This window comes from Pseudarthrobacter oxydans, from assembly GCF_030812335.1.
Taxonomy (GTDB): Bacteria; Actinomycetota; Actinomycetes; order Actinomycetales; family Micrococcaceae; genus Arthrobacter; species Arthrobacter oxydans_B.
Genome location: NZ_JAUSSN010000007.1, coordinates 31,970 through 47,073 on the forward strand (window position 1 = coordinate 31,970; position 15,104 = coordinate 47,073).

Here is a 15,104-nt window from a genome sequence, read left to right on the forward strand (position 1 = left end):
CGTGTCGAAAGTGTGCGTGTCGAAAGTGTGCGTATCGAAAACGTCGGGACGGCCCCGCGCGGGGCCGCCCGGAAGTCTTCAGTCCTGGTCGAACCCGCGGGGGCCGGACACCGGCGCAGCCGGCTCCATGTCCAGGACCAGCCGGTGGTCCATCCGGTCCTTTTTGGTCTGCAGGTACCGGATGTTCTGCTCCCGGGAGGGAACCTCCGTGGGCACCATCTCCACAACGTGGACCCCGGCCTGGGCCAGCCGGTCCTGCTTGTCCGGGTTGTTGCTCAGCAGCCGGACCTCGTGCAGGCCCATGTCCGCGAGGATCTGGGCCGCGGCCTTGTAGCAGCGGGCGTCCACCGGCAGGCCCAGCTGTTCGTTGGCCTCCACGGTGTCGAAACCGGCTTCCTGCAGGGCGTAGGCCTTCATCTTGTTGGCCAGGCCGATCCCCCGGCCCTCCTGGCCGCGGAGGTACAGCAGGGTCCCGCCGAATTCGTTGATCATCTCGAGGGCGTAGGCCAGCTGCTCCCCGCAGTCGCAGCGGTAGGAGCCGAACACGTCTCCGGTGAGGCACTCCGAATGCAGCCGGACCAGCGGGGCCATCCCGTCAACCGGCGGCAGCGGGGAGCTGACCGCCAGGTGCTCGGCGCCGGTGGCCAGGTCGGTCCAGGCCTGCGCCACGAATTCACCAAAGGCGGTGGGCAGCTGGACGACCGGACCGGCGCTGACCGGATGCGGCTGGCGTCCGGCAGACCGCTGTTCTTGTGCTTCCGACGTCGTCATCGTTTCTCCTCCATCAAACCGGGTCCGTCGTGTGGCCGGCAGGCTGACCGGCCTCAAGGTAAGCCACCAGATCCGCAATCGAGACCAGCGGGCAGCCGTGCTCGCGGGCGAAGCCCCGCAGTCCGTCCAGCCTCATCATTTCCCCGTTATCGTGCACCACTTCAGCGATCACTCCCACGGTCTCGAGTCCGGCCAGCCGGCACAGTTCCACGGCCGCTTCGGTGTGGCCGGGGCGTTCCCGCACTCCCCCCTTAACGGCGCGGAGCGGGAAAACATGCCCGGGGCGGGTCAGCGCCGCCGGCTGGCTGCCGGGATCGGCCAGGATCCGGGCGGTCAGGGCCCGGTCCGTGGCGGAGATTCCGGTGCTGACGCCCACCGCGGCGTCGCAGGACACCGTGTAGGCAGTGCCCTTGGCATCCTCATTGTTTTCGACCATCGGCGGCAGCGCGAGGGCGTCAGCCCGGCCGGCGTCGAGCGGCACGCAGATCACCCCGGAGCTATACCGGATGGTCCAGCCCATCAGTGCCGGAGTGGCGTGCTGGGCGGCGAAGATGATGTCGCCTTCGTTTTCGCGGTCCTCGTTGTCGACCACCAGGACGGGGCGGCCGGCGGCCATCGCCCGGATGGCGTCCTCGATCAGGTCCAGGCCGGCCGGCGGGATGACCGGGGCGGCAAGCTCCGCGGGCAGGGCAGACTCGGCGGGCTCGGTGAGAAGGGGCTGCGGGGCAGGGATGTCCTTGACGTTGTTCACGCTGTTGCCCCCTTCGCGCGTACTGCTGCTCCCCCGGCTGCCGCACCTGAAAAAGCGAGCAGGCGCTCAGTGTACTTCGCCAGGACGTCAACTTCGAGGTTTACGTGGCTGCCGGGGGTTTTCGCGCCCAGTCCCGTGTCCGCCAGCGTGGTGGGGATGAGTCCGACCTCGAACCACGGTGCCGGTTCGGCGGCCGGGCTCACGGCGGTCACCGTCAGGGAGACGCCGTCGACGGCGATGGAGCCCTTCTCGGCGATGTAGCGTGCCAGTCCGGCGGGGACGCCGAAGCGGAGCCGGTCCCAGTTGCCCAGCGCCTCGCGCTCCAGCAGTTGCCCGACGCCGTCGACGTGGCCCTGGACGACGTGCCCGTCGAGTCGGCCGCCGGCCGGGACGCAGCGTTCCAGGTTGACGGGGTCGCCGGCGGCGAGTTCGCCGATGGTGCTGCGTGTCAGGGTTTCGCCCATCACGTCAACGCTGAAGTCCTTGCCGTCGATTTCCGTGGCCGTGAGGCAGACGCCGTTGACGGCGATGGAGCCGCCGAGCGCTAGTCCCTCGGTGCTGCCGGGTGCGTGGAGCCGGACGGTGGCGCTGATGTTGCCGTTGCGGTCAACGGACAACACCTTCCCCTGCTCGGCAATAATTCCGGTGAACATCAGTTGCCTCCTGCGGCGGTGTCCGCGCCTGTGCGGAGCGGGGTTGAATCGGCTGAAGTGTTGGTGGCGGCCGGCACGGGTGCCGGGGCGCTGGTTGTAGCGCTGGCCCCCTGGACGCTGGCTGTAGCACTGGCTGCCAGGGCGGGGCGCAGGTGCAGCCGCAGGTCGCGGCCGAGCTGCTGGACCGCCCCGCCGGATGCGGGGTCCCATTCCCACTGCTGGGCATCGGCCAGGGTGGTGATGCCAAGGTCCTCCAGTGCCGGCGTTCCGGAGCCGAGGAGCGTCGGGGCGAGGTAGACGATGAGTTCGTCCACGAGCCCGGCGGCGAGGAAGGCACTGAGGATCCGGGAGCCGCCTTCCACCATGAGGTGGCGGACTCCGGCGGCGAACAGCTCGTCCAGCGCTTCGCGCGGATCCCGAGTGGGCAGGTGGAGGACCTTGCCGTCGTCGCCGTTGATGGCGGCGCCGTCGGGAATCCCCCGGTAGCCCATCACAACGCGCAGCGGCTGCCGGCTGGCCGGTTCGCCGTCGGCACCGCGGGCGGTGAGGCGCGGATTGTCGACCAGCACCGTCTGAGTGCCGACCAGGATCGCGTCGATCCGGCCGCGCAGGGCGTGGTTGTCGGCGAGCGATTCCGGGCTGGAAATCCACTGGCTGGTACCGTCACTGGCGGCGATCCGGCTGTCGAGGGTCTGCGCGATGTGCAGGGTGACGAAGGGGCGGGTCGCCGCAACGGCGTCGAACCAGCGCCGGTTCAGCTCCAGGGCGGCCTCGGCGCCGAGGCCGGATCGGACGCGGACTCCCGCGGCGCGCAGGGTGGCCGCGCCGCCGGCGGCGGGGTCGTGCGGATCGTCGATCGCGTAGACGACGTCCGTGATACCGGCCCCGATGATCGCCTGGGCGCAGGGACCCGTGCGTCCGCTGTGGTTGCACGGCTCCAGCGTGACCACCATCGTGGTGCCGCTGAGGTCCAGGCCGGCGGCCTTTGCCTGGTCGATCGCGTCGGCTTCCGCGTGCGCGGTGCCGGCCCCGCGGTGGCGGCCGGTGACTAGCGGGGTGCCGTCAGCGTTGATGACGACGGCGCCGACCAGCGGGTTCGCGCCCCGCGGCCCCTGCCGGGCTGCCGCGAGGGCGGCCTCCATGGCGGCGACCTCGGCTGCGCTGAAAACGGCAACGGCTACGGCGTCCGCAACCGGGTCGGCCACAGTTTCGTCTGTGGAGCCGGCCGTCTCGTGTGTGGGGTGTTTGAGGCTCATCAACCTGCCACCGGGCTTTCGAAGACCGGAGTGGTGGTGAAGAGCCATCGCAGAGAGTGCATGTTGTGTGTCGTTCCTTCCCTCAAAAGCCGCGATGGCTCCGGGGGTATACGACAGCGAACTTCCGCGACGCCACGAGGGCACCGCAGTAACAGCTGTACGTGCTTCTCTCATCCAGACTTTAACTGTCGGTACCGGAGTTCCACCGGTTCAACCGTCTGCCGGCAGCCCTCCCGAAGGAAGCGCCGGCGCGCGGGTCGCGGACTATAACCGCCGGTTCGGACTTACACCGACCCCGGAGCACGTATGTGTCTTGCTATTCTGGCACAACCGCCGGGTAGCTTTGGCTATTCCCGCCGGCCGGATGTTACGGCTTGCGTCATTTTCGCCACGCCGCGCGGGCCGCCCGCCGCGCGGGCCGCCCGCCGCGCGGTGGGCGCTGCCCAGCGGCGCGGCCCGCGGTGCGGCGGGCGCCGGCCAGGCGCGGCAATTGGCGCCGTGGGCGCGGACCTGCCGTGCAGCAGTCGGTGGGGCCAGCGCCGGCCAGCGGTGCGGCCATTGGTGCGGTCAGCGCTGGCCTGCGGCGCGGAGCCGTTCGATGGCCCTGGCCGGATCATCGGTACCGTAGACGGCGGATCCGGCCACGAAGACGTTGGCGCCGGCGTCCGCGGCACGCCAGATGGTGTCCTCGGTGATGCCGCCGTCGACCTGCAGCGCCACGTCCAGCCCGGACGCGTCAATCGCCGCGCGGGCCCGGCGGATCTTCGGCAGCGTGAGGTCCAGGAATTCCTGGCCGCCGAATCCCGGTTCCACAGTCATGATCAGCAGCATGTCGATCTCACCGAGCATGTCCAGGAAGGGTTCCACACCGCTGCCCGGCCGGAGCGCCAGCCCCGCCTTGGCGCCGCGTGCCCGCAGCTCCCGCGCGAGCTTGATCGGCGCAATCGAGGCCTCGGCGTGAAACGTCACGGAGGCGACGCCGGCGTCGGCGTAGGCCGGAGCCCAGCGGTCCGCGTGCTCGATCATCAGGTGGGCATCCAGCGGCACCGGGCTGATCTCCTGCAGGCGCGCCACCACCGGCAGTCCCAGCGAGAGGTTGGGGACAAAGTGGTTGTCCATGACATCCACGTGCACCGCATCGGCGGTGCTGATTTTGCGCAGTTCGGCTTCGAGGTTGGCGAAGTCGGCGGAGAGGATGCTCGGGTGGATACAGCACTTGGCCATGTGGAATTCCTTGTCGTTCTGCTGAGATGTCCGGTGGAAGGCGCGGGCTCCAGTGCCCCAGTATTCCCTGTTGGTCAGGCCTTTTTGTGGATGAGCGCCAGGAACATGGCGTCCGTCCGGTGCACATGCGGCCAGAGCTGGGCGGTGAGCTCGTGTCCGGCGTCGAGGTGGCCCGTGAGGCTGACGCTGTCCAGCACCGCACCGGCGTCGAGCAGTTCGAGGTCCTCACGTTTTCGCATGACATCGCTCACGACGGCGGTTGTCTCTGCCGGGTGCGGTGAGCATGTCACGTAGGCGACCACGCCGCCGGGCTTCACGGCGGCCAGCGCGGATTTGAGCAGCTCGCGCTGCAGCGGGCCGAGGTCCGTCAGGTCCTTCGGCGTCCGGCGCCAGCGGGATTCCGGGCGGCGGCGCAGGGCGCCGAGTCCGGTGCAGGGCGCGTCGACAAGCACGCGGTCAAAGCTCTCCGGCATCTCCGTGCCCACCTCGCGGCCGTCGCCGGTCCGCACATGCCAGACCTCGTGCGGCACGGCGGCGAGGGCCTGCCGGACCAGTTTGGCGCGGTGCGGAGCGGGTTCGTTGGCCAGCAGGGTGGCGCCCCGCTCCCGGGCGAGGGCGCCGAGCAGGGCCGCCTTGCCGCCGGGGCCGGCGCACATGTCCAGCCAGCGCTCGGCTGCCGGTTCCGTGCCGGGGCCTGGATTCCCTGCCGTCCCGGCGCCACTCCCGGTGCTGCTCAGGTCGACGGCGGCCATGGCGCGGGCCACGAGCTGGGAGCCGACGTCCTGGACGCGGGTGGTGCCTTCGCGGACGGAGGCGAGCCGGCCGAGGTCTCCGCCGCTGGAGAGCGCGGAGCCTTCGACGAGTTCACCGGGCGTGGCGCCGCCGTCGAGGGCCTCGTCGAGGCTGCCGAGGCCCGGGAGTGCCACGAGGTTGACCACCGGGGCGGCGTTGTCCGCCTCGAGGAGGTCGCTGATTTCGCTGACCGGGCGTCCGTGGGCCACCAAGGACTGCCGGAGGGCCCGGACAATCCATTCCGGGTGGGCGTAGCGGATGGCGGCTTTTTTGGTTTCGTCGGTCTCGTCGCTGAGCAGCAGGTCCAGCCACTCCTCGAGCGTGCGGGCGGATACCTTGCGCAGCACGGCGTTGATGAGCGCCGACGGCCCGGCGCCAATCACAGCGCGGGCCAAGCCTACGGTCTGGTCCAGAGCGGCGTGGGCGGGAACCCGCATGGCCAGCAGCTGGTGGGCGCCGATCCGGAGCGCATCGAGGATGGCCGGATCCAGCTGGTCCAGCGGCCGGTCCACGCAGCGGGCCAGGACCGCGTCGTAGGTGCCCTGGCCGCGCAGTGCCCCGTAGCTCAGCTCCGTGGCGAAGCCGGCGTCGCGCTTGTCCAGGTTATGGTGCCGGATCCGGGCAGGCAGCACGAGGTTGGCGTAGGCGTCCTCGGCGGCGACGGCGCGCAGGACCTCGAAGGCCACGAGCCGGGCAGGGTCCGCCCGGCGGGTGCGCTGGGACGGCGCGTTCTCGGTGAAGCCCCGCTGCGGTCCACGGTTGCGTTCCCGGCCCTGCGCGTTCCGCTGGCTCCCGTCCCGGCCCCGGCCGCCCTGGCCGCCCTGGCTCCCCTGGCCGCTTTGGCCGGCGCCGCGCTGGCCGCCCGATCCGCCGCGCTGGGGGCCGTTGCCGCGGCCGCTGCCGCTCGTCCCGGACTCGCTCATTCGAATACCACGCTTTCAAGTGTTGCCTGTCCGCGCGCCCAGTCGGCGGCGGTCATCATTTTCTTCCCCGAAGGCTGGACCCGGGTGAGCTCCACCGGGTGTGAGCCGGTCCCCACCAGCACACTCTTCCCCTCCAGGGCCAAGTGTCCGGGTTTCAACGCCGGGTCGCCGGGCCGCAGAATCACGGGTTCCAGCTTGATCCGCTGGCCGTCGAGGGTGGTCCACGCGCCGGGTTCAGGGGTGACCCCGCGGGCCCGCCGTCCGATCGCGAGGGCGGGCTGCTGCCAGTCGAGCCGACCGTCCTCCAGGGTGAGTTTGGGGGCGAGGCTGAGCTCGCCCTGCTGCGGCACCGCGGCGGCCCGGCCGGCGTCGACGGCTGACAGCGTCTGGGTCAGCAGCACGGCGCCGCTGTGGGACAGCCGCTCAAGCAGCGCCCCGGCGGTGTCGTCGGGCCGCACGGCTTCGGTCAGGGTGCCGAACACCGGTCCCGTGTCCAGTCCTTCCTCCAGCAGGAAGGTGACCGCCCCGGTCACGTCGTCGCCGGCGATCAGGGACCGCTGCACGGGCGCCGCACCGCGCCAGGCCGGCAGCAGGGAGAAGTGCAGGTTGATCCAGCCGTGCCGGGGAAGGTCCAGGGCCGGCCGGGGAATGAGCCCGCCGTACGCCACGATGGCGGCGACGTCGGGCGCGGCGGCGGCGATCTGTTCCGTGACCGCGGCGTCGACCTTGGCGGCGTGGATGATCCTGATGCCCAGTTCCGACGCACGGGCGGCAACGGGCGACGGCGTCAGCACGCGTTTGCGTCCGAGCGGCGCGTCCGGGCGGGTGAGGACGGCAACGACGTCGAAGCCCCCCGCGACGAGGGCATCCAGGGACGGCACGGCCACGGCCGGCGTCCCGGCGAAGAGAACCCTCACTGGGAGTTACCGAAGGAGCCGAAGCTGCCCGCACCCGCGTTGCCGGAACCGAAGCTGGTGCCGACCGTCCTGGCGCGCTTCGCCGTCGTCTGTTCGGCGATGGAGTCGTAGTTGGCGTTCCGGATGGCGCGCAGCGCGGTCTTCCGGTCTTCACCTTCCAGCCGGTCCGTGAAGAGGATGCCGTCGAGATGGTCGGTTTCGTGCTGGAAGGCCCGCGCCAGCATGCCTTCGCCTTCCACCGTGATGGGGTTGCCGTGCAGGTCGACGCCGGTGACGCGGGTGTGCCGGTGCCGGCGGACGGGGAAGCCGAGTCCGGGGATGGAAAGGCAGCCCTCGACCTCGTCTGGCTGGAAGTCGTCACTGTTTTCCAGCACGGGGTTGATGATGTGTCCCTCGACGCCGCCGATGCGGTAGGTGAAGACGCGCTGGCTGACGCCGACCTGGGGAGCCGCCAGGCCTGCACCGTCCACGTCCTCCATGGTTTCGGTCATGTCGGCAACAAGCTTCGCCAGCTCAGGCCCGAATTCCGTCACGGGATCGGCAACTGTGCGCAGCACAGGATCCCCGATGATGCGGATATTCAAAATGGCCATGTGCAATCTGTCCTAACAGTGGGCGGCGACGGGATCCAGTCCAGTTTAGTTGCACGCCGGGACTCGGCCCGGACGGGTTCACGGAATCAGCCTGGGCGGGGCGGACCGGGGCCCCCGGACAAGAGCGAAGTGTCGCCCGGGCAGAACGGATCGGGGCCCCCGGCAGGTGCGGGGGCGCGTGGGATGGCGGGAAGACGCTGTGGGCTGGACGCGGCAGGGGTGTCAGGAAGAAGTCTGCCCGCGAAACTGCCACCCCTTTCCGGTCTTCCCAGGAATGTCAGAGCTCCCCGGTAGATTTTGTTTCATGGAAACCGTCAGGGATTTCATTCCTTTCGAGGACACGGACCGGGACGCTGAACGCAGCACCGGCCTCGGTACCTCCCGGGCCGGACAGCCCGGTATGGACGGTGTGAACGAGGCCCTCGCCATTCTCCGGGAGGTGGGGTTGACGGCGGTCGAGGACGCGGCGCTCCTTGGGTTCCAGGGCGCCTCCGACTTCGCCGGCACCGTGGAGGAGCTCTCGCGGGTCATGGAATACCTGCAGCTCGTGGCGGCCGGGGCCGTGGACCGGACCCGCAAACAGGCCGCTGCCGCCGCCATGAGGGCGGGCACCTCATGGACCACCGGCTGGCGGGAAACCACCGGCCCCGACGCTTTCACGGAGGCCGGGACTGGGACTGCCGGACCCGACAGCGCGGCCGCGGCGGGAGCTGTGGACGCCCCGGCCGCCGCTGACGGCCCGGCTGATGCTGTTGCCGTAGCTTTGGACGCCCCAGCTGCCGCTGTTGCTGTGGACGCCCCGGCCGCCGTGAGCGCCGCGCCCGCCGCTGACGGCCCGGCGGCTGTTGCTGTGGATGACGGGTACCGGAACACCACGGAGTTCCTGCGGGCGCGGCTGCGGATCAGCGCCGGCGAGGCCCGCCGCCGGCTGTCCCTCGCCGAGAGTCTGTTGCCGCGGCAGGGATTCACCGGCGAACCCCTCCCGCCCGTGCACGGGGAACTCGGCTCCGCCGTCGCCGCCGGCGAGGTCGCGTCCCGGGCCGCGACCATCATCGCCCTGGCCCTGGACCGTGTCCGGCACGTCTGCGACGCCGACGCCGCCGACCGGATGGAACACGCCCTGACCCGCACCGCGGTGGAGAACGACCCGGACTTCCTGACCCGGGTCGCCCGGAGCTGGACCGATGCGCTGGATCAGGACGGCGCCGAGCCCTCCGAGGAACTCCTGCGCCAGCTCCAGGGCGCCTTCATCCGCAAACCCCGCCACGGACTCCAGCACCTGGAAATCTTCGCGACCGCCGAACAGTTCGAACACCTCCTCACCGTCATGAACACTGCCACCACCCCCCGCACCACCGCCCCGGAAACACCGGCAACCGCGGCTTCCGGTGCGGGGTCCGCGGGCGGGCCCGCCGCGGCGGCCGCGGCCACCCACTGCGCCGGAGCCGTCACCGACGCCAGCCCCTGGCCCGAGGCCGGCAACAACAGCCGCAACAACAGCGGGAACCTTGGGGAGAATGACGGCGTGGATGTCCCGCTCGACCTGCGCTCGCGCCCGCAGAAACTCCTCGACGGCCTCGTCGGCGCTGCCAAGGTCGCCCTCGCCGCCGGCACCCTGCCCGCCGCCGGAGGACTCCGCCCCCAGGTCATGGTCACCATCGACTACCGCGACCTACTCACCCGGCTCGTACACGGCGACGGGACCAGCGACGGGCCCACCGACGGCGACGTCCAAGGCACCGCCGGCGGTCCCTTCCGCCCGGGAGCCACGCCGGAGCACACCGGAAACCTGCTCTTCACCGGACCTGTCACCGCCTCCACGGTGCGGAAGATCGCCTGCGACGCGGACATCATCCCCGTCCTCCTCGGCACCGAAGGCCGGATCCTGGACATCGGCCGCACCTCACGGGTCTTCCCGCCGCACATCCGCAAAGCCCTCACCGCGCGCGACCAGGGCTGCGCGTTCCCCGGCTGCACCATCCCCGCGCCCTGGTGCGAAGCGCACCACATCGACTACTGGTCCCGCGGCGGAACCACCGGCACCGAGAAAGGCGTACTTCTCTGTTCCCACCACCACCACGTGATCCACAAAGAACACTGGACCATCCAGGTCCGCACCGGCATCCCCTGGTTCATCCCGCCACCCCACCTCGACCCACGCCAAAAACCCCGACGCAACTACTACTTCCGCCCCGCAGACCTCGGCACCGCAGCCTGATGGGTCCAGCCCGGCCGCAAGGCTGCGGTGCCCGGTGACGCCGCAATTCGGGAGCCTGAAGGACAGCGCAGCTACGCAATTCGGGAGCATGAAGGACTGCTCAGCTAATGGCCGATGCTGGCACCGGCACGAATGTTGGCCGACGCCGCCACCAGCCGTAGTGCGCGGTGGGCAGCGTCGGCCGAGTTGGGACTACCGGGTGATAGGCGGCGGTGCCAGCGGGAGCAGAGCCGTTCCGGCCGCCGTGGTGTCGGCGGACATTTCCCAGACGCGGCGCAGGGCGCAGAACTTCCACCAGTGGTGCTTCAGGACGTCCGGGTTGGCGCGCAGCGGACGGACTTCGGTCTCGCCGATCGCCACCGCCAGCAGGATCGGGGATTCGCCGTGCTGCCAGGCTTCCCACTCCCCTGCAACCGGGTCCACGAGGCTTTCCTCGGCCTTCATGCCAGCCACGAGCTGCATGACTACTTTGTCATCCAGCGGTTTGACGGTGCCGTCGCGGCTCGTGCCCTTGGTCTTGTAGTCGATGAGGCAGGTCCGGCCATTGATCTTGGCCACAAGGTCCAGGGTGCCGGCGTACCCGACGGTCTTGTTCCAGACGGTAATTTCCGGGGCGATCGGCTCCACCTGGAAGAGTTCCCACCACTCGTCGAAGCGGGCTGCAAACCCTTCCTCGCCGTTGGCGGCCAGGGCTTCGCGTGTTTCCTTCATCTGGTGCGGGCGGCCCAGGGCACGCAAGGCCACCTGCTCGCAGTAGTTGTGCACCCGGTCACCGCGCTTCGCCGCGTCGTCGCGGTAGGTCTCCGCTGCCTTGGCCGCGCGGCTCACTGCCTGGCGCACTTTGGCCGGGCTGCCGAGAATGCCGGGCAGGGTCGGATCCTGGGCAAGGCTGTTGGCGCCCATGTACCCAAACCATCCGTCCAGGCCGTGGGGCTGCTGGCCGATCACCGTGGTGATGGACGGGACGGAGAACTGCTCGGTGGTGGAGCGGGCATACATCCGGCCATAGTCCGTGGCGTGGGCAAGAAGTGGGGCGGTCATGGCAAGACTCTTTCACGGGGCTCTGACAGTAGGGCAAACAGCGGCCACACTGCACTAACAACAATGGTCCGCCCCGCTCGGTGAGCGGAACGGACCATTTCTTGGGTGGGCGATACTGGGTTCGAACCAGTGACCTCTTCGGTGTGAACGAAGCGCGCTACCACTGCGCCAATCGCCCCAATGCCATTGAATGCTAGCCCACCCCGGCGGAATTTAGAAATCGGAGCGCTTCGTTCCGCCGAAGTCACCGAATGAGTCGTCGACTGGGGAACCTGCGATCTCCAGCAGGCACCCGCGGCCGCCCGGGAGCCACCCGGAAACGACGGGCGAATTACAAGCCTGTAATTCGCAGGAACCGCTAGAACTCAACGATGCAGCGCTCCCCCGCGTCCGCCGCCGTCGTACCGATTTGTAAGTTCCCTGAACCTCCTATAGAGTTCTTACTCGTTGGAACGCGAGGAAATGCCGATTGCGGCGGGGAATTGCAGACAATATTGCGGACGTAGCTCAGCTGGTAGAGCACCACCTTGCCAAGGTGGATGTCGCGAGTTCGAATCTCGTCGTCCGCTCGCAGGACACTGTCACGGTAAGGTTCTTCGGAATCCTATCTACACGGTGGGTTGGCCGAGAGGCGAGGCAGCGGCCTGCAAAGCCGTTAACACGGGTTCGAATCCCGTACCCACCTCGGTGAAAACCCTGGTTTCCGGTTTCGACTGGATGCAAGGGGCGATTGGCGCAGCGGTAGCGCGCTTCCCTGACACGGAAGAGGTCACTGGTTCGATCCCAGTATCGCCCACCAAAGCAAGGCAACTTGCTTGATGCAGTACCACCGGCCCAGCCGGCATGGACTAAAATGCGGACGTAGCTCAGCTGGTAGAGCACCACCTTGCCAAGGTGGATGTCGCGAGTTCGAATCTCGTCGTCCGCTCTCTTCATTACAACTCCACTCCGGATCCTTCCGGTTGCGGGCGATTGGCGCAGCGGTAGCGCGCTTCCCTGACACGGAAGAGGTCACTGGTTCGATCCCAGTATCGCCCACCACAAGAGCAGCTCCCCCGGAACTGCTCTTTTTTGTACCCTGCCGCCCCGGGTCGCGATAGGGGTTCCCAAGGCCCGGTTCCTGGTCCCCATTGGGGCGTTATACCCTGTGCATCCGGTCCGGCAGCTTTTACCCTGTGGGCGGACACCCTTGGCACCCCCGCTGCCTCCAGCTAGGGTAGAAACCGCTAGGAGCGATCTGGCTCCGCGACCGAAGGGAGGTGCCCGTGGGTTTACTTGACGATCTAAAGGGCAAGGCTCAGAAAGTGATTGGTGGCAACGAACAAGCCATCAAGAACGGCATCGAAAAGGCCGGCGATTTCGTCGACACCAAGACCGGCGGAAAGCATGCCGACAAGATCGATGCTGCGCAGCGAGGCGCTTCCGACTTCGTGGACAAGGCGAACAACCGGCCGAATACGCCGCCGGTCGCCGAGCAGAATCCCGTTGCCGGAGAGCCCCCCGTTACCGGGGAACCCCGCAAGCCAGGCCTCTGACCCAGATACGTCAGCGAGGTGCCGGTCCCGCCGAGAGGTGGCGCCGGCACCTCCGGCGTTTAACGGCGCCTAACGGCACCTCCGGCGTTTTATTTGCGGCGCTTACAGGCGTCAAGGGCGTCAAGGGCGCTTAGGTCCATGGGCGCTTAACGCAGCAACGCGGGGTCACCCCTGCCCCATCCAGTACGTCAGGATGGTGCGGAGGTGACCCCGCGTTGCTTTCAGCGTCAGGAGGGTTCGTGGTTCTGGCCCTCGCGGGCCAGGGCGGTGAGTCGCGAGACGGCGCGGAAGTACTTCTTCGTGTACCCGCCGGTCATCATTTCCTCGGTGAAGAGCTGGTCGAACGGCACGCCGCTGGCCAGGATGGGCACGTCTTTGTCGTAGAGCCGGTCCGCGAGCACCACAAAGCGCAGCGCGACGGCCTGCTCGGTGATGGTGTGGACGTTCTTCCAGACCACTCCCTCGATCCCGTCGAGCATCTGGCGGTACCGGCTCGGGTGGACGCCGGCCAGGTGGTTAATCAGGGTGCTGAACTCGTCACGGGCCACCGTCTTGCCGTGGAACTCCTGCTGCATGTGATGTGTCAGCTTGTCGTTCGGCAGCGGCTGCGGCGCGGCGGGCAGGCCACGGTGGCGGAAGTCCTCGCCGTCGATCCGGACCACGTCGAACTGGTCCGCCAGCACCTGGATCTCCCGGGCGAAGTCGACGGCGGCAAAGCGGCCGTCGCCGAGGGACCCCGGCAGGGTGTTGGAGGTGGCCGCGAGCTTGACGCCGGCGTCGGCCAGTTCGCGCATAAGGCGGGACATCAGCACTGTGTCGCCCGGATCATCGAGCTCGAATTCATCGATGCAGACCAGTTTGTAGTGGCTCAGGGCCTCGACCGTCTTGCGGAAGGACAGCGCCCCGACCAGGTTGGTGTATTCGACGAAGGTGCCAAACGCCTTCGGTCCCGGGGCGGCGTGCCACAGCGAGGCGAGCAGGTGGGTCTTGCCGACTCCGAAACCGCCGTCGAGGTAGATCCCGGCGCGGGACATGTCCTTCTTGCCGAAGAGGCGCTTGAAGAGCCCGTCACCGTCGCGCGCACCGACGTTGGCCGCAAATCCCGACAGCGCCCTGACCGCGGAGGACTGGCTGGGCTGCTCCGGATCCGGCCGGTAGCTGGAAAACGAAACCTCACCGAAGCGCGGCGACGGATAAAACCCGTTGAGGAGTTCATCCACTGAAACTGCCGGGGTGCGGGCGGCGAGCTGTTCGATCTGTACCAAGGTGGTCCGTTCTGCTGGTCTCTTGTCCCCAGAAAGAATACCGGCAATGCGCGGGCCGCCCGTCGGCACCCGTGGGACGGGCGGGCAGCACGTGACGAAGGCCATATTTCCGAGTGTGAACCCTGAGGGGCAATCCCGGCGGGGCGTGGCTAGTGTTGGAGAAGGCCCGGCGCCGCGCACGATCCTTCCATGGCCCGGCCTCCTGACCGTTTCAGTGAAAGGCCATTCCAATGCCCTACCCCGTTGAACAGAACGAGAAGTTCGCCGCCTACGCCCACCCCGAGCGGCTCGTGTCCACCGAGTGGCTGGCCGCCGCCATCGATTCCGGCGCCCTCGCTGACGGAAAGCTCGTGGTGGTGGAGTCCGACGAGGATGTGCTGCTTTACGAGATGGGCCACATTCCGGGCGCGGTCAAGATCGACTGGCACACGGACCTGAATGACGAGGTCACCCGCGACTACGTCGACGGCGCAGCGTTCGCCGCCATCGCCGCGGCCAAGGGCATCTCCCGCGACAGCACCGTCGTCATCTACGGCGACAAATCCAACTGGTGGGCGGCCTACGCCCTCTGGGTCTTCGAGCTCTTCGGCCATGAGGACATCCGCCTGCTCGACGGCGGCCGGGACAAGTGGATCGCCGAAGGCCGCGCCCTCACCACGGACAAGCCCGCGGTCACCCCGGGCGAGTACCCCGTCGTCGAGCGCAACGACGCCCCGATCCGTGCCTTCAAGGACGATGTGCTGGCCCACTTCGGCAAGCCGCTCATCGACGTCCGCTCCACCGAGGAGTACACCGGCCAGCGCACGCACATGCCCGCCTACCCCGAGGAAGGCGCACTGCGCGGCGGACACATCCCCTCCGCGGCCTCCATCCCGTGGGCCCGGGCGGCCGCCGAGGACGGCACCTACCGGACCCGCCCCGAACTCGAGGCGCTGTACCTGGGCGAGGCCGGGCTGAAGGAAGGCGACGACGTCGTGGCGTACTGCCGCATCGGCGAGCGTTCCAGCCACACCTGGTTCGCGCTCAAGTACCTGCTGGGCTTCGAGACGGTCCGCAACTACGACGGTTCCTGGACCGAATGGGGCAACGCCGTCCGCGTCCCGATCGTCAAGGGCAGCGAACGCGGCACGGTCCCGGCCGCCAAGTAGCCGACGGCAATGGACGC

Annotated in this window: 13 protein-coding genes, 6 tRNA genes and 1 riboswitch; of the genes, 8 read left to right on the forward strand and 11 right to left on the reverse strand. The window is 68.7% G+C overall.

Annotated features, from left to right (window positions below; genetic code table 11):
* Window positions 1–78 precede the first annotated feature (78 nt).
* The 8 genes from ribA to def all read right to left on the reverse strand — a co-directional run bounded on the left by ribA (window position 79) and on the right by def (window position 7,880).
* Complete coding sequence (gene ribA / locus J2W14_RS12685; RefSeq protein ID WP_307462898.1) at window positions 79–771, reverse strand: GTP cyclohydrolase II; 693 nt, start codon at window positions 769–771, stop codon at window positions 79–81.
* 13 nt (window positions 772–784) lie between these two features.
* Window positions 785–1,387 carry a 3,4-dihydroxy-2-butanone-4-phosphate synthase gene (gene ribB, locus J2W14_RS12690; protein ID WP_307463404.1) on the reverse strand — a complete coding sequence of 201 codons (603 nt, stop codon included), beginning with the start codon at window positions 1,385–1,387 and terminating at the stop codon, window positions 785–787.
* Window positions 1,388–1,518: 131 nt separating this feature from the next.
* On the reverse strand, window positions 1,519–2,175 hold the full coding sequence (locus J2W14_RS12695) for a riboflavin synthase (protein ID WP_307462899.1): 657 nt from the start codon (window positions 2,173–2,175) through the stop codon (window positions 1,519–1,521).
* On the reverse strand, window positions 2,175–3,317 hold the full coding sequence (gene ribD / locus J2W14_RS12700) for a bifunctional diaminohydroxyphosphoribosylaminopyrimidine deaminase/5-amino-6-(5-phosphoribosylamino)uracil reductase RibD (RefSeq protein WP_307463407.1): 1,143 nt from the start codon (window positions 3,315–3,317) through the stop codon (window positions 2,175–2,177). Before ribD ends, J2W14_RS12695 begins: the two co-directional genes overlap by 1 nt.
* Before the next feature lie 271 nt (window positions 3,318–3,588).
* A riboswitch (FMN riboswitch) is annotated at window positions 3,589–3,739 on the reverse strand.
* A gap of 259 nt (window positions 3,740–3,998) precedes the next feature.
* Entirely contained in the window at window positions 3,999–4,655 is a 657-nt protein-coding gene (gene rpe / locus J2W14_RS12705; protein WP_307462900.1) for a ribulose-phosphate 3-epimerase, read from the reverse strand.
* A 74-nt stretch (window positions 4,656–4,729) separates the two neighbouring features.
* Entirely contained in the window at window positions 4,730–6,370 is a 1,641-nt protein-coding gene (locus J2W14_RS12710) for an RsmB/NOP family class I SAM-dependent RNA methyltransferase (RefSeq protein WP_307462901.1), read from the reverse strand.
* On the reverse strand, window positions 6,367–7,287 hold the full coding sequence (gene fmt / locus J2W14_RS12715) for a methionyl-tRNA formyltransferase (protein WP_307462903.1): 921 nt from the start codon (window positions 7,285–7,287) through the stop codon (window positions 6,367–6,369). The genes J2W14_RS12710 and fmt overlap by 4 nt, the downstream gene beginning before the upstream one ends.
* The gene (def, locus tag J2W14_RS12720; RefSeq protein ID WP_307462906.1) at window positions 7,284–7,880 is read right to left on the reverse strand and encodes a peptide deformylase; all 597 of its coding nucleotides are present in this window, start codon (window positions 7,878–7,880) and stop codon (window positions 7,284–7,286) included. Before def ends, fmt begins: the two co-directional genes overlap by 4 nt.
* Before the next feature lie 304 nt (window positions 7,881–8,184).
* Here def and J2W14_RS12725 point away from each other — a divergent pair, with 304 nt between their 5' ends.
* Window positions 8,185–10,098: an HNH endonuclease gene (locus J2W14_RS12725; protein WP_307462908.1), complete on the forward strand. Its 1,914-nt coding sequence runs from the start codon at window positions 8,185–8,187 to the stop codon at window positions 10,096–10,098.
* 192 nt (window positions 10,099–10,290) lie between these two features.
* Here J2W14_RS12725 and J2W14_RS12730 read toward each other — a convergent pair whose 3' ends face one another.
* Window positions 10,291–11,139: a cytochrome gene (locus J2W14_RS12730; RefSeq protein WP_307462911.1), complete on the reverse strand. Its 849-nt coding sequence runs from the start codon at window positions 11,137–11,139 to the stop codon at window positions 10,291–10,293.
* Between the two features lie 106 nt (window positions 11,140–11,245).
* Window positions 11,246–11,317, reverse strand: a tRNA-Val gene (locus tag J2W14_RS12735).
* Between the two features lie 318 nt (window positions 11,318–11,635).
* On the opposite strand from J2W14_RS12735, the gene J2W14_RS12740 reads away from it, so the two are divergent.
* The 6 genes from J2W14_RS12740 (at window position 11,636) to J2W14_RS12765 (ending at window position 12,674) form a co-directional block, all read left to right on the forward strand.
* Window positions 11,636–11,708: transfer RNA gene (locus J2W14_RS12740), tRNA-Gly, on the forward strand.
* 45 nt (window positions 11,709–11,753) lie between these two features.
* A tRNA-Cys gene (locus J2W14_RS12745) sits at window positions 11,754–11,824 on the forward strand.
* Window positions 11,825–11,863: 39 nt separating this feature from the next.
* A tRNA-Val gene (locus tag J2W14_RS12750) sits at window positions 11,864–11,938 on the forward strand.
* Window positions 11,939–11,994: 56 nt separating this feature from the next.
* Window positions 11,995–12,067: transfer RNA gene (locus tag J2W14_RS12755), tRNA-Gly, on the forward strand.
* Between the two features lie 38 nt (window positions 12,068–12,105).
* Window positions 12,106–12,180: transfer RNA gene (locus J2W14_RS12760), tRNA-Val, on the forward strand.
* A gap of 224 nt (window positions 12,181–12,404) precedes the next feature.
* Window positions 12,405–12,674 carry an antitoxin gene (locus J2W14_RS12765; protein WP_307462914.1) on the forward strand — a complete coding sequence of 90 codons (270 nt, stop codon included), beginning with the start codon at window positions 12,405–12,407 and terminating at the stop codon, window positions 12,672–12,674.
* A 227-nt stretch (window positions 12,675–12,901) separates the two neighbouring features.
* Here the strand turns inward: J2W14_RS12765 and zapE are convergent, their stop codons facing one another.
* Window positions 12,902–13,939 carry a cell division protein ZapE gene (gene zapE / locus J2W14_RS12770; RefSeq protein WP_307462916.1) on the reverse strand — a complete coding sequence of 346 codons (1,038 nt, stop codon included), beginning with the start codon at window positions 13,937–13,939 and terminating at the stop codon, window positions 12,902–12,904.
* 230 nt (window positions 13,940–14,169) lie between these two features.
* Between zapE and J2W14_RS12775 the strand changes: the two genes are divergently transcribed.
* A complete protein-coding gene (locus J2W14_RS12775) occupies window positions 14,170–15,087 on the forward strand; it encodes a sulfurtransferase (protein WP_307462919.1) in 918 nt (305 codons plus the stop codon).
* The last annotated feature ends 17 nt before the right edge of the window (window positions 15,088–15,104 follow it).